Source organism: Micromonospora sp. NPDC005172 (assembly GCF_040608555.1).
Classification (GTDB): Bacteria; Actinomycetota; Actinomycetes; order Mycobacteriales; family Micromonosporaceae; genus Micromonospora.
This window is the reverse complement of record NZ_JBEXIL010000013.1, coordinates 48292-74273: the sequence shown is the minus strand read 5'-3', so window position 1 is coordinate 74273 and position 25982 is coordinate 48292. Positions and strand designations below refer to the sequence as shown.

Sequence of the window (25982 nt, the reverse complement as noted above, 5' to 3'; positions counted from 1 at the left end):
GGTCCGCCGGCCGTCGTCGTCGATAGGGGTGAGGCGACGGCGGCCGGCTGCGGACGGGGTTTCTCCGGACGCGCCGTCGGAGGTCCTTCGGCGTTTCCCGGGAGTTACATCACGGCTTAATGAATGTCGTCATTAAAGTGGTTGGCTGGTGGGTCGTCAAGCACGGTGCGGTTACAGTCGCCACCTACGGCCGACGGGAACGAGGTAACGAGTGGAGCTGGCGCGTGCCACCAACCGGAGCGTCCGGCTGCGCAACCGGTCCGCCCTGTTGACGAAGCTCTTCCTCGATGCCCCGCTCACCCGGCAGGACCTCGTGCGCAGCACCGGCCTGAGCCAGCCGGCCGTGAGCAACGTGGTGGCCGACCTGATCGACGAGGGCATCGTCGTCGAGGCCGGTGCCGCCGAGTCCGACGGCGGCCGTCCCAGCATGCTGCTGCAAGTCGCCGCCCGCTACGCCTTCGTGATCGGCGTGGACGTCGGCGAGACCCGGGTGCGGGTCGAGTTGTTCGACTTCGCGATGACCCTGCTCGCCAGCGTCGAGTACCCGCTCGACCCGGCGCGTACCGAGCCGGACGTCGTGGCCGGGCACGTGCTGACCGGCATCGAGGTGGTCACCGGCCGGGCCGGGGTGGCCACCGCCGACGTGCTCGGCGTCGGCATCGGCGTATCCGGCGTGGTCCAGCAGGGCGACGAGGCCGTCGTGCACGCCCAGGCCCTCGGCTGGGACCGGGTACCGCTGGAACGCCTCATCGGCGCGGGCACCGACCTGCCGCTGCACATCGACAACGGCGCGAAGACCCTCGGTCAGGCCGAGATGTGGTTCGGTGCCGGTCGCGGGGCTCGGCACGCCGTCTTCGCGCTGGTCGGCTCGGGTGTGGGCGCGGCCGTGGTGACCAACGGCGCCACCTATCGGGGCGCGTCCAGCAGCGCGGGGGAGTGGGGGCACACCACCCTGGTGTACGGCGGTCGGGCCTGCCGGTGCGGCGCGCGCGGCTGCCTGGAGGCGTACGTGGGCGCGGAGGCGATCATCGACCGCTACCGGGAGGCGCGCCGGGGCCACGCCGTTCCCGGCGAGGACGAGGAGTCCCAGCTCGCCGCGCTGGTCGCCGCCGCCGACACCTCGCCCACCGCCCGACGGGTGCTGGACGACACCGCCGGTTACCTGGGCGCCGGGGTGGCCAACCTGATCAACCTGTTCAACCCGGAGCGGGTCGTGCTCGGCGGGTGGGCGGCGATGGCGCTGGGCGATCTGCTGCCGGCCGTCCGCGAGGCCGCCGGCCGGCAGGCGCTGCGCCAGCCGTACGAGCAGGCGTCGATCGAACTGTGCCGGCTGGGCGTGGACGCGGTGGCCCTGGGAGCGGCCACCCTCCCGATAGCCCGCTTCCTCACCACCGGCGGCGTCCCCCGCGCCTAACCCCCACCCCGCTCCCTCGTGGGGTGATCAAGAAGTTTGCGTCATTCCCGGGGCGGTTTCTGACGCGAATCTCTTGATCACCGGGGGTGGTCGGGCCGTGCGGGACGGTGCCGAGGGGTGGGGAATTACACAAAACCTCATCCTCGGGATAAATAACGAAGTTATAGATCGATGTCTTGACGCCGCCGCAATCTCGCCGCAACACTCCTACGAGAGCGCTCTCATCCCCGCGGCGTCGCATCGGCGGCACCATCCACGGCACCACGGGCGAACCCGACCCCCACCCGCACGGCGTCCGTAACGCCCTATCGACAGGCGATGTCATGACATCTCGTGCTACATCCGTACGCCCGCGTCCCCGGCGGCGGACCGTCCGGCACCTCCTCACCGGAGTCGCCGTGGCCCTGGTGGCGGCCCTGACACCAGCCGTGGCCACCGCCCCGGCGCAGGCCGCACCCACCCTGCTGTCGCAGGGCCGCCCGGCGACCGCCTCGTCCACCGAGAACGCCGGCACCCCCGCGTCCGCCGCCGTCGACGGCAACACCGGCACCCGCTGGGCCAGCGCCTTCAGCGACCCGCAGTGGCTCCAGGTCGACCTCGGCACGCGGGCCACCATCAGCCAGGTCAACCTGCTCTGGGAGGGGGCCTACGGCCGCGCCTTCCAGATCCAGACCTCCGACGACGCCGCCACCTGGACGACGATCTACTCCACCACCACCGGCGCGGGCGGCACGCAGAACCTCACCGTCACCGGTGCCGGCCGGTACGTGCGGATGTACGGCACCGCCCGGGGCTCCGCCTACGGCTACTCGCTCTGGGAGTTCCAGGTCTACGGCGAGACCGGCGGTGACACCTCCACCTGCGGCAGCGCCAACGTGGCGCAGGGCAGCCCGGTGACCGCCTCGTCCACGGAGAACGCCGGCACCCCCGCGTCCGCCGCCGTCGACGGCAACACCGGCACCCGCTGGGCCAGCGCCGCCAGCGACCCGCAGTGGCTGCGCGTCGACCTGGGCAGCACCCGCACGATCTGCCGGGTGACGCTGACCTGGGAGGCCGCGTACGCCCGGGCCTTCCAGCTCCAGACCTCCGCCGACGGGTCCACCTGGACCACGATCTACTCGACCACCACCGCCACCGGAGGCACGCAGAACCTCACCGTCACCGGCAGCGGACGCTACCTGCGCGTCTACGGCACCGCCCGGGGCACCGCCTACGGCTACTCGCTGTGGGAGCTGGCGGTCAACACGACCGGCGGCGGCACCACCGAGCCCCCGGTCGGCACCACCGACCCGTACAACCCCAACCTGGGCGCGAACACGTACGTCTTCGACCCGAGCACCCCGACGTCGACGATCCAGAGTCGACTGAACACCATCTTCACCCAGCAGGAGACGAACCAGTTCGGCGCGCAGCGCTACGCCGTGCTGTTCAAGCCGGGCACCTACACCGCCGACGTCAACCTCGGCTTCTTCACCCAGGTCGCCGGCCTCGGCATGAGCCCCGACGACGTCAACCTCAACGGACACGTCCGGGCCGAGGCGACCTGGTTCGGCGGCAACGCCACCCAGAACTTCTGGCGGGCCGCGGAGAACCTCTCGGTGACCCTGCCCTCCGGAGTGAGCGTGGAGCGCTGGGCGGTGTCGCAGGCCGCGCCGTACCGGCGGATGCACCTGCGCGGCGCGCAGAACCAGATCCAGCTCTGGAACGGCGGCGACGGCTGGTCCAGTGGCGGCCTGCTGGCCGACACCCGCATCGACGGCCTGGTCGTCTCCGGCTCGCAGCAGCAGTGGTACTCCCGCAACAGCGAGTTCGGCAACGGCTGGACCGGTTCGGTGTGGAACATGGTCTTCCAGGGCGTGAACGGCGCCCCGCCGCCGAGCTTCCCCAACCCGTCGCACACCGTCATCGCGCAGACCCCCCAGGTCCGCGAGAAGCCGTTCCTGTACGTGACGGGCAGCGGCGAGTACCGGGTCTTCGTGCCCGCCGTGCGGACCAACTCCACCGGCACCAGCTGGTACAACAAGACCCCGGCCGGCTCGTCGATCTCGCTGTCGCAGTTCTTCGTCGTCCAGCCCGGCACCAGCGCGGCCACCATCAACGCCGCCCTCGCCCAGGGCAAGCACCTGCTGTTCACCCCGGGCGTGCACCACGTCACCGAGCCGATCCAGGTCAACCGGGCCGACACGGTCGTCCTCGGCCTCGGCCTGGCCACCATCCAGGCCGACAACGGCAGCGTCGGAATGCGCGTCGCCGACGTGGACGGCGTCAAGGTCGCCGGCATCATGTTCGAGGCCGGCACCACCAACTCGCCGGTGCTCATGGAGGTCGGCCCGTCCGGCTCGTCGGCGAGCCACGCCGGCAACCCGACCTCGCTGCACGACGTGTTCTTCCGCATCGGCGGACCGCTCGTCGGCAAGGCCACCAACACGCTGACCGTCAACAGTGACAACGTGATCGGTGACCACATGTGGCTGTGGCGGGCGGACCACGCCGCCCAGGGTGTGCCCACCGGGTGGACGCTGAACACCGCCGACACCGGGCTCACCGTCAACGGCGACGACGTCACCATGTACGGCCTCTTCGTCGAGCACTACCAGAAGTACCAGACCATCTGGAACGGCAACGGTGGGCGGACGTACTTCTACCAGAACGAACTGCCGTACGACGTGCCCAACCAGGCGGCCTGGATGAACGGGTCGACCCGGGGCTACGCCGCCTACAAGGTGGCCGACTCGGTGACCAGCCACCAGGCGTTCGGGTTGGGCAGCTACAGCTACTTCAACGTCAACCCCGCAGTGGTCGAGGAGCACTCCTTCGAGGTGCCCGTCAACTCGAACGTGCGCTTCACCAACATGGTCACCGTCTCGCTCGGTGGCGTCGGCACCATCAACCGGGTGATCAACAACGCCGGTGGCACCGCGAACGCGGCAAACCAGACGGTGTACCTGACGAACTACCCCTGACCGGGACGCCCGCGCCGATCCGGTCGACTCATCTGACCGGGCCGGCGCGGGTCGTGCCCAGGGCCGAGGCCGGCCCGGTCCCGCCGAAGACCGGGCCGGCCACGGTCGTTCCTCCGCGTACGCAAGCCCGCCGCGCACCCGGAAGCGTCGGGCATACGACTCTTCGCGCGCTCACCCGATGATCGCGGTCCGGGTGGGCTGGCATCGACGGTCCTATACTGTGCCTACCGGTCGTGGAACCCGTGAGCGGAGGCGGGCGTGCCACTTTTCTTCCTGAGCTACGCCCAAGAGGACAACCGCAACGGTCAGATTCAGCAGTTCTTCGGCGACCTCAGCGAGGCGGTGGCCGGTCTGGCCGCCACCCGGTGGGACGAGGCGGGGTTCATCGACGGGCAGATCCCGCTCGGCAGCTCCTGGACGGACTCGCTGTCCGACGCGCTGTCCACCAGCGCCTGTCTGATCGCGCTCACCTCGCCCCGATACGTCGTCAGCGACTACTGCGGTCGCGAGTTCCGGGTCTTCGCCGACCGCGTCGACGAGCACGAGCGGCAGTTCCACGTCCGTCCACCCGCGATCGTGCCGGTGCAGTGGATCCCCTGTGACCGGCTGCCCAAGGCCGTCGCCCGCTTCCAGTACCGCAAATTCCCGACCGGCACCGCGTACGACCAGGACGGTCTGCTCACCCTCAAGCAGCGCAAACGGCACGAGGACGATTACGCGGACTTCGTCGATACGCTCGCCCGGCACATCGTGCAGACCGCTCGGGATCACCAGCTCTACCGCCCGGCGCAGCGTCCGGTGCTGTCCAAGGTGACGAGTGCCTTCGACCTGCCGCCGCGGCCACAGGCGCACCAGGGGCCGGACGCCTCGAAGGCGGTGGAGCGGGCCACCAGCGCCCGACACGTGCACATCGTCCTCGTCGCCGGCAGCTCCGCCGAGCTGGCCGGCAGCCGCCCCGGCGCCGAGGACCGCTACGGCGCGTTCTCGCGCGACTGGCGACCGTACCGGCCCGAAGTGGAAGCGCCGATCGGCAGCTGGGCCGGGGACATCGCCACCACCAAGAGCTACGGCTGGACGGTGGAGGACGCCGAGGACCTGGCGGCCGTGCGGGAGTGGGCGCGGACGCACAACCAGATCGTCGTCCTGGTGATCGACGTCTGGTCCGCCGACCTGCCGCGCTACCGGGTGAGCCTGATCCGCCACGACCGCGACAAGGATTCGCCGCGAGCGCCCGTCCTGGTGCCGTGGACGGCCGCCGACGAGGCGGCTGCCGGCGGCAATCGCAAGATGTGGGACACCCTGGCCCGGGTGCTCCCGTCCCACGTGCTGCACAGCACCCGCGACGTCTGGCGCACCGAGATCGCGACCTCCGCACGTTTTCAGGAGGAGCTCGAGGAGGCGCTCGTCGTCGAGCAGGTCCGGATCTACCGCATGGGCACCGTCTACCAGGAGCCGCCCACGGACGGCCCCGGTACCCGCCCGATCCTCGAAGGTCCCTAGGGGAGGCACGTCATGGCGCTGAACGAGACGGCACGTGGCCAGATCGTGACCTTCTACTCGTACAAGGGTGGTACCGGGCGCACGATGGCGCTGGCCAACGTGGCCTGGATCCTGGCCAGCCAGGGCCTGCAGGTGCTGGTCGTCGACTGGGACCTGGAGTCTCCGGGTCTGCACCGCTACTTCCACCCGTTCCTGCGTGACAAGGAACTGCGCGCCACCCCTGGGGTCATCGAGATGATCTGGGATTACTCGATCGCCACGATGCAGCGCAACCGTGACGAGGACTCCCAGGAACTGCTCACCGGCCACGCCAAGATCCAACGCCGAGCGGTCTCACTGAACTGGGACTTCAGCCACGGCGGCGTGATCGACTTCGTGGCCGCCGGGCAGCAGGACTCGGCGTACTCCCGGTTGGTGAGCACCTTCGAGTGGGCCAACTTCTACGAGCGCCAGGGCGGCGCGTCGTTCATCGACGCCGTCCGGGAGCAGATGCGTGCCGAGTACGACGTCGTGTTGATCGACAGCCGCACCGGCCTGAGCGACGTGGCCGGCATCTGCACCGTGCAACTGCCCGACCTGGTGGTCAACTGCTTCACCATGTCCACCCAGAGCATCCGAGGCGCGGCGGCGGTGGCCCGCTCGATCCGCAGCCAGCGCCCGGACGACCCGCCGCTGCTGCTGCCGGTGCCGATGCGCGTGGAGGACGCCGAGCTGCGCAAACTGGAGACCGGTCGGGATCTGGTGCGCGCCGAGTTCGCCCCGTTCCTCGACCACCTCTCGGACGCGGCGGTCGCCCGCTACTGGAACACCATCGAGGTCCCGTACCGCACGTTCTACGCCTTCGAGGAGATCCTCGCCGCGTTCGGTGACCGGCCGGAGCAGATCGGCACCCTGCTGGCCGCGTACGAGCAGCTCGCCTCGGTGATCACCGATGGGCGGGTCAAACGGCTGCACCCGATCGGCGAGGCGGACCGGCGTCGTTCGCTGACGGAGTTCGAACGCAGCCGGCTCACCGCCGAGCAGGCGGTGCTGCTCAGCTACGCCTCCGCCGACCGGCTCTGGGCCGAGTGGATCAGCGACCAGTTGGAGGACGTCGGGCTGCGGGTGGATCGCCGCGCGCTCGACGTGCCGGTCGCCGCCGGCGGACGGGCCGAGTTCGACCGGGCCGTCAGCGGTGCCAGCCGGGTGCTGGCGGTGCTCACCCGGCACTACGCGAGCACGCCCCTCGCCGGCGAGGTGTGGAAGAGCGCCACCGGTCGGGACCAGCTCGGCAGCGGGGGAGTGCTCGTGCCGCTGCGCGTCGACGAGTCGCGGCTGACCGTCCCCTACAGCGACCACAGCCCGGTGGACCTCAGCGACGTCGACCCGTCCACCGCGCGGACCCGGCTCCTGGAAGCCGCCGGAGCGACGGTCACGGCCGGCGGTCGCGCGGTCGGCCGGTTCCCCGGCCAGTTCCCGACGATCTCCAACGTCCGCCAGCACGGCACCCCGTTCGTCGGCCGCGCCGAGCAACTCGAGGCGCTGCGCGACCGGCTCACCGCCGCACCGGACGCGCCCATCCAGGTCGTGCACGGCCTCGGCGGCGTCGGCAAGACCCAGCTCGCCGCCGAGTACGCGCTGCGCTTCGGCCGCGACTACGACGTGGTCTGGTGGATCCCGGCCGACAGCGACGACCGCATCCGTGGTGGCCTCAGCGACCTCGGCCAGGCGATGGGACTGGGCACGGGCGGCGGCGCCGAGGCGGCCCGCCGGGTACTCGACACGCTGCGCCGCGCCGGGCCCGACCAGCGCTGGCTGATCATCCTGGACAACGTCGACAAGCCCACCCACACCACCCGGGCGCTGCTGCCGCAGGGGCCCGGCCACGTCCTGCTCACGACCCGGGACCAGAGCTGGAGCGAGTACGCCACCGCGACCGAGTTGACCGTCTTCGACCGTGCCGAGAGCGTCCAACTGCTGCGCGACCGGGTTCGCGGTCTCAGCGAGACCGAGGCCGCGCAGGTGGCCGAGAAGCTCGGCGACCTGCCGCTCGCGGTCGAGCAGGGCGCGGCGTACCTGCGGGCCAGCGCCATGCAGGTCGAGAAGTACCTGCACTCGCTGGACACCCCCGGCCTGCTGCGAATCCTCGACGGCCGGCAGTCCGCCGGCTACTCCAAGGCACTCGCCGCCACCTGGCTGTTCACCCTCGGCCAGCTCCGCGAGGAGAAGCCGGCCGCCGCCCGGCTGCTGGAGCTGTGCTCGTTCTACGCGCCGGAGCCGATTCCCGTCGCCATGCTCACCGGCGACCGCTTCGCCAGCTTCATGGCACCGATCGACCCGACGCTCACCGACCCGATCCTGCAGGGCCTGGTCACCGCCGAGCTGGGCCGCTACGGCCTGGCCCAGGTCGACGCGGAGAACAACACGGTGCGGATCCACCGGTTGGTCCAGTTGGTCATCCAGGACCAGCTCAGCGATCCCGACGAGGCGCGACGGGAAGCCCAACTGCTGCTCGCCGCCGCCAACCCCCGCGATCCCGACAAGCCGGTCAACTGGCCCGAGTACGCCGAGCTGTGGCCACACGTACGTCCCAGCGGCCTGCACCTGTCCACCATGGACGAGGCGCGGCAACTCGTCGTGGACATCGTGCGCTACCTCTACCGACGCGGCGACTACGACACCAGTCGTGCGCTTGCCGAGGAGTCGCTGGCCGGGTGGCGCGACACCGACGACGACGATCCCACCCGCCTGCGGATGCGCTTCCACCTGGCGAACGTGCTGCGCGCGCAGAGCAACTTCGACCGGGCGTACGAGATCGACCGGGACGTCTACGACCGGCAGCGGCGGATCTTCGGCGAGGAGCACCTGTACACCCTGATGACGGCTCGCAGTGTCGGCGCGGACCTGCGCGCCCAGGGGCTCTACCACGATGCCGAGGCGCAGGACCGGCGCACTCTGGAGCTGAGCGTACGCAGCTTCGGCGATGACAGCGGCCGGACGCTGACCGCGGAGAACAACCTCGCCGTGTCGCTGCGCCTGGTCGGTGACTTTCGCGGCGCGGCCGCGCTCGACCAGCACATCCACGAGCGGCGGCGGGACCGCTTCGGTGAGGAGGACCCGTCCACCCTGGCGTCGGCCAGCAACTACGGGCGCGGTCTGCGCGACACCGGCGAGCTGTGGCGGTCGCACAGCGTCCTGCAACGTACGTACGTCAGCCAGCAGCGGGTCAACGGACCGGACCATCCGGAGACCCTGCGGACGGCGAAGGAGTTGGCGCTCACGCTGCGCCAGCTCGGTCGTTTCGCCGACGCGCACCGGCTGATCGAGCGGACGGTGGTCCGTTACCAGCGCACGCTCGGCGCCGAGCACGCCGACACCCTCTCCGCCGAGATGGCCCTCGCCACCACCTGGTCGGCGGTGGGCGACAACCAGACCGCCCTGCGGGTGGCGCGCCGCCTGCGCGACGGCTACACCGTGGTGCTCGGGGAGTCGCACGCCATCACCCTGGCGTGCCTCAACAACCTCGGTGTGCTGCTGCGCAAGCAGGGCGACCACACCCAGGCCCGGGAGCTGTCCCAGCGGGTACGCGACCAGTTGCTGACCAACCTCGGTGAGCGGCACCCGCACACCCTGCTGGCCACCCTCAACCTGGCCAACGACCTCTTCGCCCTCGGCGACGGGGACAACGCGTTGCTGCTGGACACCACGGCATACGTGGAGCTGACCCGTGCGTTGGGCGCCGAGCACCCCGACACGCTCTCCGCGTCGGTCAACCTCGCGCTGAGCCGCCAGGCCACCGAGAGCGAGGCGGACGCCGGCCGGGCGCTCTACGACGAGGCGTTCGGTCAGCTGGTGCAACTCTTCGGCGGCGACAATCCCCGGGTGGTGCAGGCCCGACAGCGGGAACGCTCCAACGCCTACATCGAGCCGGCGCTCCTGTAGACCGGTCTCGCGGTCTCGCGGTCTCGCGGTCTCGCGTTCTCGCGTCGCGCAGGCAAGCCCCGACGGCGTCGCGGCCCCACCCTGGCCACCTCGCACGCGTCCTTTGCTCTGCTTCACTCCAGGCAACACCTGGTGGCCGCGAGTGTTGCGCCCGTTGAAGCAGAGCAAAGGACGCAACTCACCCCCTGCCGTCGCGTCCGGAGACGCCTCGCCCGTGCGCGTCGCGTCCGGGGTCGGCTGGCCTGTGGCGTCGCCTCCGGAAGAGGCGAGCGGCGTCACTGTCCGCAGTCGACCGATCAGGCGGGCTGTGCCAGCCAGGCCGCGAGCGTGAGCGGATCGGCGTCGGGAAGGGTCTGGCTGAGCGCCTGCACCAGCTCGGGCCGGTGGGTCAGCACCCCGGCCGCAGCCGGTTGCCCGGTGTGGTGGGCGGTCAGGGCGAGGCCCACCCAGGCGTCGACGTCAGCGGGGTCGGCTGCGAGACGTCGGCGGTAACCGGCCAGCGCGTCCTCGGAGTTGCCCGCCGCGTACGCCTGGTCACTCGGGCTCGACCCGGACGGCCCGCCGCCCCCGAGGAGCCGGTGGCGCACGGCGGCCTCGGGACCGCTGTCCAGCGTGAGCGCGGGACGGGCCGTGGCCGGGAGGACCATCGACGCCGAGCGCCCGACCTCCGGTGGCACGCCGTGTCGCCACGCGTGCGCCAGGCGGGCCACCTCGTGCGGGTCGGGCAGCAGGTTGGTCAGGCCCCAGCGCACCGCGCTGGCATCGGCCACGTCCCGCACGGCGGCCTCGACCGGGCCGTCGACCGGGTCGCGCCAGCCGCGCAGCTCGCGCTCCATGTCGGCCACGAACGAACGGCCGGTCTCGGTCAGCTCGGCGGCGTCGGCGAGCTGCCGGACCGCGCGGGTGGTCTGCTCCCGCCAGTACGCGTACTCGAACACGGCCGCGGTGCCCTCGTGCCGTCGGCGACGCCACACCTCGGCCACACCCAGGTGGGCGTACGCGCCCTGGAGCAGCGCGCCGACCGGGCGTGGATCCAGCCGCCACGGTGCCCGGTAGCGCGCCGGCCCGCCCGTCCGGTAGAGCGGCACCAGGTCGAGCAGCGCGCCGAGTTTGGTGTGCTGCACCTCGTGTACGAGCAGCAGCGCGAGGGTCTGTGCGTCGGCCGGCACGGAGAGCGCGATGGCCCCCAGCGCGTCCCTGCTGGTGGCGCTCACCGGGTTGCCCGAGGGCGGCGGCCGCAGCGGCACGAGCGAGCGCAGCAGACCGGCCAGCGCGTCGGCGTGCGCCGGAAGGTTTTCGCGCAGCCACTGGCCTGCCCCGGCGGCGAGACGGTCCAGCTGGGCGGCCCCCGCGTCGTCCAGGCGGGGCGCGGACGGACGGTGGTAGCAGTTCCGCCACGGGTCCTGGTCGTCGACAAGCACGCCGGCCGCGTCGAACGGCACGGTCCTGCGCGCCGGCTGCCAGTCGATCCCGCCGTCGCCCGCGTCCAGCAGCCGACCGTCGCGCGCGTCGACCCGTACCCCGTCGTCGTCCTCGCCGCCGTCGATCCGCAGCGTGCCGGCCTCGCCGTGCAGCCGCACCGCGTCGTCGGCGCGCAGTCCCGTCGCCGCGCCGACGGTGGGCAGCGCAAGCACACCGTCGGCCGTGCGGGGCAGCGTCAGCGTGAACGTCAGGCCGGCGCGGCCCGCCGCGGCCGCGGCGAGCGTCGCCAGGTAGGTGGGGCCGGCCGCGCCGTCGAGCGCGGCGCGGGTCCAGCCGGTCACCGGCGGATGGGCCAGCGCCTCGGCCACGGTCGCCGGTGCGGCGTGTTCGGCACGGGTGAGCAGTTCCAGACTCTGCCGGGCGAGCGGCTCGGCCCGGCAGGCGCGGGCCGCGGCGACGGTCAGCAGTCGACGGCGGCCGAGCTGTCCGCCCCGCAACACGGCGATGGTGTCGGCATCGCCGTGGCCGGCGGCCAGTCCGGCGAGCTGCGTCGCCGTCAGAGGGGCCGTCACGGGTGCGCCGCCGGTACGCTCCGACGGCGCAGCGCCTCCAGGTCGGCGGTCACCGTCTCCTGGACGTGCCGGATCAGCCGGAACAGGTCGGCACAGTAGACCGACGGGTGGGCGAACCCGGCGCCGTCGCGAAAGCGGTGCGCGTACAGGCCGCCGCCGCAGACGTCGACGACCGGGCAGGAACGGCAGGCCGGGGCCAGTGCCGCGATCCCGGTGGGACGTCCGGCCAGCGACGGGTGCCGCAGCGCGTCGTCGAAGCTGTGTCGGAAGACGTCGTACCCGGTCCGCATCGCCGACGCCGTGGTGGTCTTGAGTGTGTCGGTCCCCTCGATGGTGCCGTCGGTCTCGATCGTCATCACATCGGGCTCGGCGACGCCCAGGGCCTGTGTGCCGCTGCGCCCGCCCAGCAGCAGCGCGATCAGCGACTCGAACAGCCGGATGCCGGTCCGTCGGGGCGTTTCGGCGTACCAGCGGTCGAAGACGGCGATCAGCCAGTCCGCGTACGGGGTGGCGGGGTCGTCGGGGTGACGCCCGGGCGGGGGAGCGCTCCAGTTTCCGTGCGGCAGCAGGAGGTCCAGCCGGGGCGGGTCGAACTCCCGCAGGCCCTCGTAGACGGCGATCGGGTCGTTGGCCAGGTCGACGGTGCAGAGCAGGCCGGCGTAGCGGGCGCGGTGTTCGGGCCGCGCCAGCAGGCGCAGGGCGGCGGCCACCTCGGCGAAGCTGCCGCGCCCGTCGGCGTGGCGTCGGTGGCGGTCGTTGGCCGTGCGGTCGCCGTCCAGGCTCACGCCGACGTCGATGCCGTGCGTGTGACACAGGTCGAGCGCCGCCTCGTCGAGCAGCAGCCCGTTGGTCTGCATCGCCACGTCGAGTGCGGCGCCGGCGGGTAGCGCGGCGCGCAGCGTGCGTACCGTCCGGTCCAGCACGGAGAGCCCGGCGAGCAGCGGCTCACCGCCGTGCAGCACCACCCGGACACGGTCGGTGCCGTGCCGGGCCATGTGGGCGGCGAGCCGGTCGGCGACCCGGCGCACGGTGCCGGGGGCCATGATCCGGGGCCGGGCCCGCCAGTCCTGGTCCGCGTGCCGGTAGACGTAGCAGTAGTCGCAGGCCAGGTTGCACCGCGAGTGGACCTTCAGCACCACCTGGCGGACCCGGGGCGCGGCCACGGCAGGGCGGTGTCGGGTGGCCGACGGCGGTGCGTCGGCCGGCACGGTCAGAAGCTCGACTCGAACGCCGACACGTCGCCGGGCCGCCCCGGCTCGCCCTCGGCGGCCAGCGTGCCCAGCACGTGGGCCAGGACGCCGTCACCCGCTCCGGCCAACAGGTCTGCCAGGGGTACGTCGCCGAGCTGCACCAGAGCGGTGCCGACAGTGCCGGGGATGGGTGGCTGGTCGTGGTCAGCCACCGTGGACCGTCCTTCGGTCGAAGACCGGCACCTGAGTCACCGCTGCGCTCACTCCGCCTTTCTACACCATCGCACCCGACCCGCGAGGGCGCGACACCGTACCCCGTACGCGCTGGCCACCGTGCCGTTACCTGGCGTACGACCGGGACCGCCCGGCGGCCCGGCGTCGACGGGCCGATACGTGTCCGGTCGGCCTGTTGATGTGGGCGGCCGTCGTTCGTATGGAGGATGAGGGGTCGGCATCGTGCCGACCACCGCCGGTGGGGCGCCGCCCTGATCGCCGAGGGGCAGACGCTGGTGCGCCGCTGCCTGCGGCGCGACCGGCCGGGGCCGTACCAGATCCAGGCCGCGATCGCCGCCGTGCACAGCGCCGCACCGCGCGCCGCCGACACCGACTGGGGGCAGATCCTCACGTTGTACGACCAGCTCACAGTCGTCGCCGCCGGTTCGGTGGTGGCGTTGAACCGGGCCGTCGCGCTCGCCGAGGTCGCCGGCGCGGCCGTGGCGCTGGCCGAGGTGGACCGGCTCGACCTGCCCGGCTACCACGTACGGCACGCGGTCCGCGCTGACCTGCTGGTCCGGCTCGGCCGCGATGCCGAGGCCGTCGAGGCGTACCGGATGGCCGTCGCGTTGACGGACAACGCGGCCGAACGGGCCTTCCTCACCGCCCGTGCGGTCGCGCTGGCGACGGGTTGAGCGCGCGTTTGCCGGTGGCTCCGGCGGGGAAACCGAGCCGCCCGTCGGCCGGGTGCCCGACCGTGGCCACGACAGTGGATGGAGGCTGCCATGGTGTACCGTCCGACGACCGTCGACACCCGGCCCGACCTCGGCATCCTCACTCTCGGCGTCGAGGAGGAGTTCCTGCTGCTCGACCCGGACAGCGGCCGGAACGTGCCGGTGGCCGACGAGGTGCGGGCCGCGCTGCGTGGCCGAGCACGCGACCAGAGCCGCCAGGAGTTCCGACACAGCATGGTGGAGATGGTCACCCCGGTCTGCGCGGACCTCGGCGAACTGCGTAGCCAGTTGGTGGCGCTGCGGCGCTCGGCGGTCGAGGCCGCCGCCGCGGCCGGGGCCCGGCTCGTGGCGGTCGGCGCGACGCCGGTGGCCGAGCCGCACCGGACGGTGCCCGACGAGCCGCGCTACCACGCCATGTCGCGCCGGTACGGCCCGGTGGCGCACGACCCGGCGGTCTGCGGCTGTCACGTGCACGTCGGGCTGCCGGACCGGGAACTGGCCGTGCAGGTCTGCAACCACCTGCGGGTGTGGCTGCCGGTGGTGCAGGCCATCACCAGCAACTCGCCGCTGCACGACGGGTACGACACCGGTCACGCGAGCTGGCGGTCGATGCAGTTGGAGCGCTGGCCCAGCATCGGTCCCACCCCGTACTTCGACTCGGTCGCCGACTACGACCGCACCGTCGACGAGCTGATCGCCGCCGGCATCATGCTCGACGCGGCGATGGTCTACTGGTACGCCCGGCCGTCGTCGGCGTACCCGACGGTCGAGGTGCGCGTCGGCGACGTGTGCCCGACCGTGGACGATGCCGTGCTGGTCGCCGCCCTGGTCCGCAGCCTGGTCGCGACCCTCGCCGACGACGTACGCGCCGGTGTGCCCGCCCCGGGAGTACGCGACTGTCTCGTCGCGGCGGCGCACTGGCGGGCGGCCCACGACGGCCTCGACGGCGCGTTGGTCGACCTGCGCTCCGGCGGGGCCCGCCCGGCCTGGGACCTGGTCGACGACCTGATGGCGACGATCGCCCCGGCGTTGCTGCGCCACGGCGACCTCGGTCACGTCCTGGCCGAACTGGCCCGACTGCGGCGTGACGGCACCGGCGCGACACGGCAACGTCGGGTGCTCGACGACACGGGCGACCTGCGCGCCGTCATCGACGACCTCGCCGCGCAGACCGCCGCCGGGTGACGGTCCGTCCAGGTCGGCGCGCGCCGACCGGCCCCGCCTCGCTGGCTCAGCGGATGTCGTGGGTCTGCAGCCACAGCTCCAGCAGACCCAGCTGCCACAGCTTGTTGCTGCCGGCCGCCGCCTCGGCCCGGTCCGGCTCGGCGAGCAGGTGCGCCACGTACTCGGGGCGGAACAGACCGCGCTCGCGCGCCGCCGGGGCCTGCAACGACTCGGCGACCAGCTCGCGTACCGGCCCGTCCACGTTGCGCAACGCCGGCACCGGGAAGTAGCCCTTCGGCCGGTCGACCACCTCGGCCGGCAGCACCTCCCGGGCCACCTCCTTGAGGACGCCCTTGCCGCCCTGGGCCACCTTGTGCTCCGGGGGGCAGTGCGCGGCGAGGGTGACCAGGTCCTGGTCGAGGAACGGCGTGCGCACCTCCAGCCCCCACGCCATGCTCATGCTGTCCACCCGTTTGACCGGGTCGTCCGGCAGCATCAGGTGGGCGTCCAGGCGCAGCACCGCGTCCAGCGCGGTCTGCGCCCCGGGCGCGCCGAGGTGTCCGGCGAGCAGGTCGCGGCTGGCGTCGTGGTCCAGCGCGTACGCCGGGCCGACGATGGCGCGCAGCTCGTCGTGGTCCCGGTCGAAGAACGCCGCGGCGAACGTCTCGGCGGCACCGTGCCGGGGCGCGTCGACGAGCGGCTGGTGGTAGCCGTAGCCGGCGAACACCTCGTCGGCGCCCTGCCCGGACTGGGCCACCTTGACATGCTTCGCCACCTGTTCGGAGAGCAGGTGGAAGGCGACGACGTCGTGGCTGCCCATCGGCTCGGTCATGGCCCGCACGGCACTGTGGACGGCGGGCGAGAGGTCGTCGTCGGCGAGCCGGATCCGCTGGTGGTCGGTGTCGTACGTGCGGGCCACCAGATTGGAGTAGTGGAATTCGTCGCCGGACTCGTCGCCGCGGCTGTCGAAGCCGATGCTGAACGTGCGCAGGTGCTCCTGGCCCGCCTCGGCGAGCAGCGCGACGATGAGGCTGGAGTCCAGGCCACCGGAGAGCAGTACACCGACCGGCACGTCGGCGACGAGCCGTCGGCGTACGGCGGTGCGCAGCGCGTCGGAGATGGCGGCCCGCCAGTCGGCGGTGTCCATCCCGGTGTCGGCGGGTTCCCGCACGTAGTCGGGCTGCCAGTAGACCTGCTCCCGGCTGCGCCCGTCGGCCTCGATCACCCGCAGGGTGGCCGGCGGCAGCTTGCGGACGCCGCGCAGCACGGTCCTGGGCGCCGGCACGATCGAGTGCCAGGACAGGTAGTGGTGCAGCGCCACCGGATCGATGTCGGTGTCGACATCGCCCGCGCGCAGCAGCGCGGGCAGGGTGGAGGCGAACCGGAGCCGCCCGGGAGTCTCGGCGAGGTAGAGCGGTTTGATGCCGAGCCGGTCACGGGCCAGGACGAGCCTCCGCCGGACCCGGTCGACCAGGCCGATCGCGAACATGCCGACGAGGTGGTCGACGAAGCGTTCACCCCAGTGCGCGTACGCCACCAGGATCACCTCGGTGTCGCTGATGGAGTGGAAGGCGTACCCGGCGTTGCGCAGCTCCTCGCGCAGCTCGGAATAGTTGTAGACGCAGCCGTTGAACACCAGCGCCAGGCCCAGGTCGTCGCGGACCATCGGCTGACCGCCGGCGTCGGACAGGTCGATGATGGTCAACCGGCGGTGTCCCAGGGTTACCCAGTCGTCGGTCAGCAGGCCCTCGTCGTCCGGGCCGCGCGAGCGCATCGCCTCTGTCATCCGGGTCACCGCCGCCGCGTCGGGCGGCCGGCCGTCGAAGCGCGCCTCCCCGCTGATCCCGCACATCAGCCGGGCCGGTGCTGGCTCAGGGCGGACATGGCCCCTCCTGTCAGGTCACCCCGACTGGTGGTGGCGGGGCCCGCGGTGGAAACGGGCCCTTGGCTACCCGGGCGGGGGGACGGCAAACGCGCAGGCGCTTCCGCGTCCGGTGTGCCCACGCGTCCGATTCAGGCGCGCAGGGTGCGCAGGATGCGGGCCAGCTCGGCCCGGTCGGCGTCGGGGAGGTGGCCGAAGAAACGGTCCGCCTCGGCGCGACGGGCGGCTCGGATGGCGGCGCTGACCCGGGTGCCCTCGGCGGTCAACGCGACAAGGGTCGCCCGGCGGTCGGCCGGGTCGGGCCGCCGCTCGACGAGCCCCCGGGCCTGGAGGTCGTCGACGACCTCGGTGGCCGAGCGGGGCGCGATGCGCAGGTGCTCGGCGAGGGTGCCGGGGCGTACCTCGCCGTGGCGGCCGAGCACGCCGAGCGCCCGGGACTGGCTGGGGGTGACGTCCCACGGGGCCAGTGACTCCCGGGTCTGCTGGCGCAGACGGGACGCGACCGCCCAGAACGTCTCGGCCAGGTTCTCCTCGCCGGTGTCGGTCGTGTCCTCGGTCACCGGAATACGGTAGCAGCCAATGCTGTTGTTCCCTCATGTTGAGGTAACCTCAGCATATTCACTTCGGAAGGATCTCACTCTTGGAACCCACCCCGATGGGCCGCGACCGCGGCCACCGCACGATCAGCGCCGAGGAGAAGGAGCAGGCCCGCCAGGTGTCCCTGCGCCGCATCGGCCGCCTGTTCACCCCCCACCGCTCCGCGCTGGCCATCGTCACCGCGATCATCGTGCTCTCCTCGATCGTCGCGATGGCCAGCCCGTTCCTGCTGCGTACCGTGATCGACCGGGCCCTCCCACAGGGTGACGTGACCCTGCTGGTCTGGCTGGTCCTCGGCATGGTCGCCGTCGCCGCCGTCACCGCCGCGCTCGGCGTCGTGCAGACCTGGATCTCCACCCAGGTCGGGCAGCGGGTCATGCACCGGCTGCGCACCGACGTGTTCAGCCACCTCCAACGGCAGTCGCTCGGCTTCTTCACCCGCACCCGCACCGGCGAGGTGCAGTCGCGCATCACCAACGACATCGGCGGCATGCAGTCGGTGGTCACCTCCACCGCCACCGCCGTCGCGGCCAACCTCACCACAGTGGTGGCCACCGCCGTCGCCATGATCGCGCTCTCCTGGCAGCTCTCCCTGGTCTCGCTCGTGGTGCTGCCCCCGGCCGTCTGGCTGACCCGCCGGGTCGCCCGCATGCGCCGTGAGATCACCGCCCAGCGCCAGGGCGAACTCGCCGACCTCAACGTCACCGTCGAGGAGGGGCTGTCGGTCAGCGGAGTCCAACTCGCCAAGACCCTGGGCACCGGCCCCGCCCTGATCGACCGGTTCGCCGCCTCCTCGGCTCGCCTCGTCGACCTGGAGCTGCGCAGCGAGCTGGCCGGTCGCTGGCGGATGGCGTCGATGAGCATCATCTTCGCCGCCGTACCGGCCGTCATCTACCTCGCCGCCGGCCTGCCCGGCACCGCCGGCACGCTGAGCATCGGCACCCTGGTGGCCTTCACCGCCCTGCAGGGCGGCCTGTTCCGGCCGTTGATGGGCCTGCTCAACGTGGGTGTGTCGCTGACCGCGTCGCTGGCGCTGTTCGCCCGGATCTTCGAATACCTCGACCTCCCCGTCGACGTCGCCGACCCCGCCGAGCCGGTCCGCGTCGACCCCACCCGGGTCCGCGGTCACCTGCGCCTGGACGACGTCACCTTCGGCTACCCGGGCAGCGACACCGCCGCCCTCGCCGGGATCACCCTCGACGTGCCCGCCGGCACCAGCCTCGCCCTGGTAGGCGAGACCGGCTCCGGCAAGAGCACCCTCGCCGGGCTGGTCAGCCGCCTGCACGACCCGACCGCCGGCCGCGTCACCATCGACGGCGTCGACCTGCGCGACCTGCGCCTGGCCGACCTGGCCGCGATCGTCGGCGTGGTCAGCCAGGAGACGTACCTGCTGCACACCACCGTCCGGGAGAACCTGCGCTACGCCCGGCCAGACGCCACCGACGCCGAGATCGAAGCCGCCGCCCGCGCCGCGCAGATCCACGACCTCATCGCCGCGCTCCCCGACGGGTACGACACGATGGTCGGCTCCCGTGGGCACCGGTTCTCCGGCGGCGAGAAGCAGCGGCTCGCCATCGCCCGTACGCTGCTGCGCGACCCGCGCATCCTGGTCCTCGACGAGGCCACCAGCGCGCTGGACACCGAGACCGAACGCGCCGTGCAGCGGGCGTTCGACGTCCTCGCCCAGGGGCGTACGACGATCACCATCGCCCACCGCCTGTCCACGGTTCGCGACGCCGACCAGATCGCGGTGCTCGACCACGGCCGCATCGTCGAAACGGGCAACCACGACAGCCTGCTCACCAGCAACGGCCGCTACGCGACCCTGGCCGCCTGAGCTCGGACCCTCAGGCGGGTAGCACCGGCAGGCCCGGGTCGTGCATGCGCCGGTGGGTCGGGCAGACCCACAGGAACTCCCCGGTGGGCGTGAGTACCCGGCTCAGCCCGCCGAAGGCGCGGACAGCGTCCAACTGCATGAGCAGCACCTTGAACGAGCGCAGGGCGGCGCCCTCGGCCACGGACAGGGTGTGCCGCGACTCGGGCGGCGCGGCCAGCGCGTCTTCGACGAGCGCCGTGGGCAACGAGTCGATCAGGCTCTTCATCAGGTCCAACTCCCGCTGCGCGTGTTCCAGGTTCGGCGCGACGTAGCCGGCCACCGAGGCCGCCACCGGATACACCAAGCGCAGGGTCTTGAACACCAGGTTCAGGTACGGTCCGACCTTCCGCAGCCAGTCCCGCGGCTCGGTCACCTCGTAACTCGCCCCGTCCCAGGTGTGCCACTCGCCGGGCTGCTCACACCAGAGGGTGATCCGGATCGGCCGCTGCCCGAACGAGAGACGACGCCAGCCGACGGACGCGATCGTGGCGACGGTGAACAACCGTGGGCAGTCGTTCACCTCCGTGCCCACGGCCCGCACCAACCGACGGAGCTGGTGTGCCGTGTCTGCGGCGAACGACGCGGCCTCCGCCACGTGGTCCCCGATCACACCGACCTCCTTGCTGAGGCCGCTGAGGCGCCGCTCCAACTGCTGCAGCTCCGCGCCGAAGGGCTGTGGCACCACGAAGCCGGTCAGCAGGCCGGCGACGTCGTGATCCTGGTGGCACGTCAGGCAGGGAAGTACGACGTGCGGCCGGCCCGCCCCGGCCCCCAGGGTGGCCCCGAACAGGCCGAGGGGCTGGGCCGAACCAGGACGAGTCGACCGCTCCCGGAACTTGATCAGCCCGTCGAGCGGGAAGCGCCCGGTGCAGGCGACGCCGTCGTTGCCACGGGTCGGGCACGGTACGAACTGCGTGAAGGGCAGGCCCGGCCAGCGCGTCGTGAGAAGACGTTCCAGGCTGTCCCGCAGCACGTTGAAGAAGAGGTCGGGTGACGGCGCGCGGACCTCGATCGTCAAGCGGTGGTCAGCCTGCAACTCCACAAGCGCCTCGGATCGGTACGCCGCGATCGGATGGCGCAGGAACACGCCTCGCCGCCAATGCTGACCCGTCGACGCGTCGTGATGGCGGACGGTGATCCACGAGATCAGGCCCGGCGGCGCGCTCTCACCGAGTTCACAAATGAGCCGCAGCACCCGGATGCCGTCCGGCAGCGGCCGTGTCGCCTCCCACGGCGGCTGCGCGCGTTCGTACGGGACCAACTGGGCGATCAGGCTCCGGTCCCGGTCGCTCAGCCGGTAGGAGACGTCGAACTTCTCCATCAGTCGCAGGAAGAACGGGTGGTGGACGGGGTTGTACGACAGCCCGTCGTCCCGCTGACGCCAGATGCGCCGCAGCTCGTGGTGGTCGAGGATGCCGCTACTGGCCCGGACGCCGTGGTCCTCCAGCACGTGGCTGATCGCCTTGGTCAACCACTCGGGGTTGAGGATCACGATGTCGCGCAGGCCGTCGTCGTCACCGTAGTAGATGACCTGGCCCAGGTCGTGGAGCAACTCGGCCAGGTGGACGACCTCGTCGTCGCGGACCTGGTGCCGACGGCAGATCGCGGCGAAGTCCTCGAAGGGCATCTGCGGCTGAGCGCCGGCCTGCGCCAGGATCTCGTCCCGCGCGCTGGCCCATCGTCGGCTGAACAACTGGCCCATCTGCGGCAGCCGTGCCGCCTCGCGGCCGATGGCCGCACGCAGCGCTCCTACACCCGTGCTTGTTTCGCTGTCCACCGCGTACTGCCCCGCAATCATGCCCGGGAAGGCTGCACTCAGGCGCGGGAAGTCCAACTCTGGGCGCCGCTCGTCTGAGTGGGTCGCCACGATCATCACCCTGGCCGCCGTTCCCACCCGCAGCCGGATGCGGCGCAGCCAGCCCTCCACCTCGCCCTGCTCCTGCCCCTCCCGGGGGTGCCAGACGAGCAGGTAGATGGCACGCCGGCTGAAGAAGAACTGATGGGTCACCCGGTAGATTTCCTGGCCACCGAAGTCCCAGGTACGCAGTGTCAACATCTTGTCGAGGATCGGGTGCCTCAGGGTCAACTCCCGGATCTGGATGCCGTGCGTCGTCGGACGCCCCTGCACGAACTGCTCGTCGTTGAGCGCCCCCACCAGCGACGTCTTGCCGACGTTCCCCTCGCCCACCAGCAGGATCTTGGCCTCGTACTGCGGAACCCCGTCCGCCAGGCTCTGCAGGTACGCCCCCAGCGCGGTGTCGCCACGGCGCAGCGTCTCAACCAGAGCATGGTCCAGCGGGTTGTTGTCGAGTCGGATCGTCAGCTGACCCCGGAGCAGCAGCGGAGCGAGACTCGTCGGGAGGGTCTTGAGCAGGTTGCCCCGCAGGTCCAGCAGTTGCAGGTCGGGCAGCCCGCCAAGCTCCTCGGGCAGGGCCCTGAGCCGGTTTCCGCCGAGATCCAGCTCGCGGAGCTGCTTCAGCTCGCCGATCTCGGGCGGCAGGTTCGTCAGCCTGTTGCTGGCGAGGTCCAGCTTCCTGAGCTGCCGGAGAGCGCCGATCTCGGGGGGCAGTCGGTGGATCTCGTTGCCGTACAGCGACAGCGCCTCGAGCTCTGTCTGCTCCAGCAGATCGGACGGGACCGAGGAGATGCCCGACCGTCCCAGGTTCGCTACCGTTTTGATCATCGGTTGTCCGTCCTGTGCGACATCGGCGACCGCCCACCACTATGGACGTCGGGCGCCACCGCGAGGTTCGTCGATCAGGTCACGTTTCCGATCGAGTGCGAGACGAAACTGACCCCTCGTCCCGTCGGCAGCACACGTCACGCCTGTGCCGACGATCCCAGGCGGGGGGTGGCAGGGCCCGCCCCGGTACGGCAGCCTCGGCAGCGTGGGCACATTGTTGACGCAACTTCCGGCGCTCCTCGGCGTGCTGGTCGGCACCCTGGGCACGATTCTCGCCACCTCGCTCGCCGACCGCGCACGGTGGCGTCGGAGCCAGAACGTGCGCTGGGACGAGCGACGCCTCGACGCGTACGTCGACTACGCACATGCGCTCAAGGAGAGCTACGCGGTGGCGCTGCGGATGACGGCCCACCTGCGGCCCGGGTCCCACAGCCACCCGATCGACCGGGACGAAGGTCTCGTGCGGCTGGCCGATTCGGACGCGCGGCGCACCGTCGTCTGGGAAAACCTGCTACTACTCGGCGACGAGCCGACGGTGGTGGCCGCCGCGAACTGGCGCGACGCTATCTGGCAGGTGGAGCGGCTCGCCCGAGGGATCGTCGGAGCGCCGACGGGCATCTCGGAGCAACTGGCACGGGTCAACGAGGCCCGGGACGGCTACTACCGGGCGGCCCGAAAGAGCCTTGGTGTCCGGGGTGGCTCGGTGGAGCAGTCCGCGGCGCTGCGTCAGGCGCTCGCCGGCCGGACGACGGTGGCAGCCGACAGCACCCTGCCCGCCAACGACGGTTGAGGAACCGTGGAGCGGATCCTCCCAGTGTCTGTCGGAGGTCGGAGACCGGAGAGCTGGACGAAGATCTCGCGTTTGGCGACCGCATCGTCCCGGCGGTCGAGGACGTAGCCCGTCAACCAGACCCAGCCCTCGTACGTCGGCTGGTCCGACACGGAGACGATGCGAAAGGTGAGGGCGCGCTCCCCGGCGAACTGCACCGAGGCTCGGCCGTCGATGACGAGCAGGTCGCCGGGGGAGGGGCGCTTGATCACCAGTGGCCGGCGTTGTGCTGCTCGTGCGGTGGCCGGCACTCTCGCGCGTGCATGGTCTGCCAGTCACGCAGCGCCCGTCCGAGCCGGTCGTTCTCGCGGCTGAGCAGCCGTACCGTCTCGTTGAGCATGGTCAGTTCGTCGGCGACCCGGGCCTGGAACTCGCGTACCTCATCGAGGTCGACGCCGCGCCGACGCGCGGCGAACTCGCGGGTCCGCACCTCGTACGGCGTCAACCGGGCCGGATAGCCGGCGGGGTGGGGCTGGCCTCCTCGATACACCTGAGCCACGACGATCCTCTCTGCGGGCAGGCGGGATTGCGAAGGGTCCGTTCGATGAGGTCGGGACGGGCACACACACCCGCCCCGACCGAGGGGATGAGCCGAACTCGTTGCCACGCGAGGACCGGCTCCGATCAACCATATATGCCTAAGTTGCTTCCCCGCAACGCTCAGTTGTCTGGCCTGTGCGTGTCGTGATCAAATTGGCGTGCCACGCGAGGAGTGCCATGCCACAGACACCGGACTACATCCGGATCTCGGAAGAGATCATCGGGGACCTGCGCAGCGGGAAGGTCAAGCCAGGGGACAAGTTGCCCTCGATCGCTGACATGTCCGACCGCTTCGACGTCAGCTCGTCCACCATCCAGATGGTCTACGTCCGGTTGGAGGCGCTGCGGGTCATTCGGCGGCACCAGGGCAAGGGGATCTTCGTGACCGATCCGAAGACCTGGATGCGGGAGCCGTAGGTGGCGTGGGACATCTCGGAACACGCTGCCTACGCCGGCGGTCTCGCCACACGAGTGGCGAGGTCGATGGATCTCTCCCTCTCGGGTGAACACCCTTACGTTCCTGCTCTGTCCCGTCGCATACCACGTCGAGGCGCGGTCTGGGGCGCCGTCCACAGGAGTGCGCGCTGTCCACAGGGGCGCCCCTGCGGACGGTGTTCGGTGACGCGCTTCGGCAGCCTGGGGCCATGGATCCGCGACTGCGCGCCCTGGTGCTGCGGGGTGACGGGCTCTGCACCTGGCGGGACGCGGTGCGGGCGTCACCCGCGTGGACGATCCAGGCCGCGTGCCGGGCTGGTCGGCTGGTCCGGGTGCTGCCCGGGGTCTACCTGGACGCAGCCCTCATCCCGAGCACGGGTGCCGACGGGCCGGTCCTGGCCCGCGTCGAGCCCGAACTGGCGCGGCTGGCGACTCTCGCGTACACCGACGGTCGAGGCGCGCTCTGCCGGCTGACCGCGCTCGACGTGTGGGGTCTACGCCGCCAGCCACCCGGCGAGCCGGTGTACGTCGACGTACCGATCGGCTCGGGTCTGCGTGACCGTGCGCCGTTGGTCGTCCGCCACCGCACAGGGTTCGCGGCCGAGCCGCCGCAGGTGGTGGTGCGAGGCGGGTACCCCGTGACGCGACTCGACCGGACCCTGGTGGACTGTTGGCCGCTGCTGCCACCGGTCGACCGTCCCGGGCCCGTCATCCGTGCGGTCAACGACCGGTCGACCACCCCGCAGCGGCTCGTCGCAGCCCTGGCCGACATGCCCCACCTGACCGACCGTGCGACGCTGCGCGCTCTGGTGGGCCAGCTCGCCGCCGGTTGCCGTAGCCCGCTGGAGATCTGGGGTCACGACCACGTGTTCACGGGTCCAGGCATGCCGGCGTTCATCCGGCAGGCACCGGTGCGAATCGGCGGACGAACCATCTACCTTGACATGTTCGCCGAGACCGAGCGCGTCGATGTCGAGCTGGACGGCGCCACCACCCACGGCGACCCGGCCGAACGCGAGATCGACCTTCGCCGCGACGCCCTGCTGGCAACCAGGGGAATCCTCGTGGTCCGCTTCACCCACCGTCGCCTCCTGGCCGACCCCGACGAGGTGCGCCAGCAGACCCTGGCGATCCTCGCCAGCCGCCGGTCATGATCACTTGATGGTCACCAGTTCTCCGGGACCTCTGGCAACTGGTCGACATCAAGTGATCACGAAGCGTTGCGCTCACGAGGTTGCGCGGTGGTGCAGAAGTTCGCCGATCCAGCGTGCGGCGTCCCGCTGGGCGGCGAGCAGATGCTCGCGGGCATCCGCCATCTCCTGGTCCGCGTCCGCGTCGAGGTGGTCGCCGAGGATCGTCGCCCACCGCCGGCTCAGTTCCTCGGCGTACGTCGCCCTGCGCATCTGCTCGTCGAACTGGTACTCCATCCGCACCATCGCGTCGACGTGTGGCCGGAGCGCCGGCATGATCCGCTCGTCGAGGCGTACGGCCGCGTCGGGTCGGCAGGTCACGAGGACGTCCCCGCGCCGGTAGGACCACTCCGGGTCCTCGGTGAGCGCCCGCTGCAACGCCACCTCCAGGTCGGCCGCCCGGTGCGGTGGCAGGTCCCGTGCGGCATCGGCGGCGAGTCGGGTCAGGCGCTGGATCGCGTTCGGCTGGAAGTACCCCACGTACCAGCTCAACACCTCGGCCCGCAGGCTCACCGGCGACGACCAGGCGAAGGTGGCGCGGACGTAGAAGGAGTAGACGTACCCCTGCGCGGGCACCGCGATCAGCCGGGGAGCGTCGCGCTGCTCGACGAGCGGGCCTGGCGGCGACGGTCCGGCCCCGGCCCCGACGGGCGCCTCGTCCTGCAGGGCGGCCACCAGTCGATCCCAGGTGCGCCCCCACCACCGCCAAACTCGGACGCTCACGTTCCGGGTGATTCCCAGTCCTCGGATGCCCCGTTGCCGCCAGAGATCCGCGGGCTTCGGCCTCTGCTCGGGAGCGTCCGTCATGGCACCCCTTCACGGTCACGGGTCCGCGTGCCGACAGCTGACGTTAACAA

Annotated in this window: 18 protein-coding genes; 10 read left to right on the top strand and 8 right to left on the bottom strand. The window is 71.6% G+C overall.

The genetic code is table 11. From position 1 onward, the window contains the following. Nucleotides 1–211: 211 nt before the first annotated feature. From ABZV06_RS11775 to fxsT, 4 genes are all read left to right on the top strand, one after another. Entirely contained in the window at nt 212–1414 is a 1203-nt protein-coding gene (locus tag ABZV06_RS11775) for an ROK family transcriptional regulator (RefSeq protein WP_355239308.1), read from the top strand. A gap of 323 nt (nt 1415–1737) precedes the next feature. Continuing rightward, on the top strand, nt 1738–4377 hold the full coding sequence (locus ABZV06_RS11770) for a discoidin domain-containing protein (protein WP_355239305.1): 2640 nt from the start codon (nt 1738–1740) through the stop codon (nt 4375–4377). Nucleotides 4378–4635: 258 nt separating this feature from the next. Beyond that, nucleotides 4636–5877 (top strand): TIR-like protein FxsC, encoded by a 1242-nt coding sequence (locus tag ABZV06_RS11765; RefSeq protein ID WP_355239302.1) that lies wholly within the window; start codon nt 4636–4638, stop codon nt 5875–5877. Nucleotides 5878–5889: 12 nt separating this feature from the next. Beyond that, on the top strand, nt 5890–9798 hold the full coding sequence (gene fxsT, locus ABZV06_RS11760; RefSeq protein ID WP_355239299.1) for an FxSxx-COOH system tetratricopeptide repeat protein: 3909 nt from the start codon (nt 5890–5892) through the stop codon (nt 9796–9798). 296 nt (nt 9799–10094) lie between these two features. On the opposite strand, the gene ABZV06_RS11755 is transcribed toward fxsT, so the two are convergent. Genes ABZV06_RS11755 through fxsA form a run of 3 tightly spaced genes read right to left on the bottom strand, consistent with a single transcriptional unit; the run spans nt 10095 to nt 13194 of the window. Continuing rightward, the gene (locus ABZV06_RS11755) at nt 10095–11792 is read right to left on the bottom strand and encodes an HEXXH motif-containing putative peptide modification protein (RefSeq protein WP_355620683.1); all 1698 of its coding nucleotides are present in this window, start codon (nt 11790–11792) and stop codon (nt 10095–10097) included. Further along, a complete protein-coding gene (locus tag ABZV06_RS11750) occupies nt 11789–13000 on the bottom strand; it encodes an FxsB family cyclophane-forming radical SAM/SPASM peptide maturase (protein WP_355239293.1) in 1212 nt (403 codons plus the stop codon). The genes ABZV06_RS11755 and ABZV06_RS11750 overlap by 4 nt, the downstream gene beginning before the upstream one ends. Before the next feature lie 2 nt (nt 13001–13002). Continuing rightward, nucleotides 13003–13194, bottom strand: coding sequence for an FxSxx-COOH cyclophane-containing RiPP peptide (fxsA, locus tag ABZV06_RS11745; RefSeq protein ID WP_355239290.1), 192 nt, complete (start codon nt 13192–13194; stop codon nt 13003–13005). Between the two features lie 228 nt (nt 13195–13422). Between fxsA and ABZV06_RS11740 the strand changes: the two genes are divergently transcribed. Together ABZV06_RS11740 and ABZV06_RS11735 are read left to right on the top strand one after the other, a co-directional pair. Next, a complete protein-coding gene (locus tag ABZV06_RS11740) occupies nt 13423–13890 on the top strand; it encodes a hypothetical protein (protein ID WP_355620680.1) in 468 nt (155 codons plus the stop codon). A 90-nt stretch (nt 13891–13980) separates the two neighbouring features. Then, the gene (locus ABZV06_RS11735) at nt 13981–15114 is read left to right on the top strand and encodes a glutamate--cysteine ligase (RefSeq protein ID WP_355239281.1); all 1134 of its coding nucleotides are present in this window, start codon (nt 13981–13983) and stop codon (nt 15112–15114) included. Nucleotides 15115–15160: 46 nt separating this feature from the next. On the opposite strand, the gene ABZV06_RS11730 is transcribed toward ABZV06_RS11735, so the two are convergent. Both ABZV06_RS11730 and ABZV06_RS11725 read right to left on the bottom strand, forming a co-directional pair. Next, a complete protein-coding gene (locus tag ABZV06_RS11730) occupies nt 15161–16945 on the bottom strand; it encodes an N-acetylglutaminylglutamine amidotransferase (protein ID WP_355620677.1) in 1785 nt (594 codons plus the stop codon). 161 nt (nt 16946–17106) lie between these two features. Then, nucleotides 17107–17535, bottom strand: a complete 429-nt coding sequence (locus ABZV06_RS11725) for a MarR family winged helix-turn-helix transcriptional regulator (protein WP_355239275.1) — start codon at nt 17533–17535, stop codon at nt 17107–17109. Nucleotides 17536–17630: 95 nt separating this feature from the next. On the opposite strand from ABZV06_RS11725, the gene ABZV06_RS11720 reads away from it, so the two are divergent. Further along, nucleotides 17631–19409, top strand: a complete 1779-nt coding sequence (locus ABZV06_RS11720) for an ABC transporter ATP-binding protein (RefSeq protein WP_355620818.1) — start codon at nt 17631–17633, stop codon at nt 19407–19409. Nucleotides 19410–19419: 10 nt separating this feature from the next. Here the strand turns inward: ABZV06_RS11720 and ABZV06_RS11715 are convergent, their stop codons facing one another. Then, complete coding sequence (locus ABZV06_RS11715) at nt 19420–22131, bottom strand: COR domain-containing protein (RefSeq protein WP_355620674.1); 2712 nt, start codon at nt 22129–22131, stop codon at nt 19420–19422. A gap of 205 nt (nt 22132–22336) precedes the next feature. On the opposite strand from ABZV06_RS11715, the gene ABZV06_RS11710 reads away from it, so the two are divergent. Continuing rightward, complete coding sequence (locus ABZV06_RS11710) at nt 22337–22921, top strand: hypothetical protein (RefSeq protein ID WP_355239269.1); 585 nt, start codon at nt 22337–22339, stop codon at nt 22919–22921. Between the two features lie 247 nt (nt 22922–23168). Here ABZV06_RS11710 and ABZV06_RS11705 read toward each other — a convergent pair whose 3' ends face one another. Then, nucleotides 23169–23459, bottom strand: a complete 291-nt coding sequence (locus ABZV06_RS11705) for a DivIVA domain-containing protein (RefSeq protein WP_355239266.1) — start codon at nt 23457–23459, stop codon at nt 23169–23171. 218 nt (nt 23460–23677) lie between these two features. Between ABZV06_RS11705 and ABZV06_RS11700 the strand changes: the two genes are divergently transcribed. Next, nucleotides 23678–23917, top strand: coding sequence for a winged helix-turn-helix domain-containing protein (locus ABZV06_RS11700; protein ID WP_355239263.1), 240 nt, complete (start codon nt 23678–23680; stop codon nt 23915–23917). 227 nt (nt 23918–24144) lie between these two features. Continuing rightward, nucleotides 24145–25089, top strand: a complete 945-nt coding sequence (locus ABZV06_RS11695) for a DUF559 domain-containing protein (RefSeq protein ID WP_355620671.1) — start codon at nt 24145–24147, stop codon at nt 25087–25089. A gap of 72 nt (nt 25090–25161) precedes the next feature. Here ABZV06_RS11695 and ABZV06_RS11690 read toward each other — a convergent pair whose 3' ends face one another. Next, entirely contained in the window at nt 25162–25800 is a 639-nt protein-coding gene (locus ABZV06_RS11690) for a hypothetical protein (RefSeq protein ID WP_355620668.1), read from the bottom strand. Between the last annotated feature and the right edge of the window lie 182 nt (nt 25801–25982).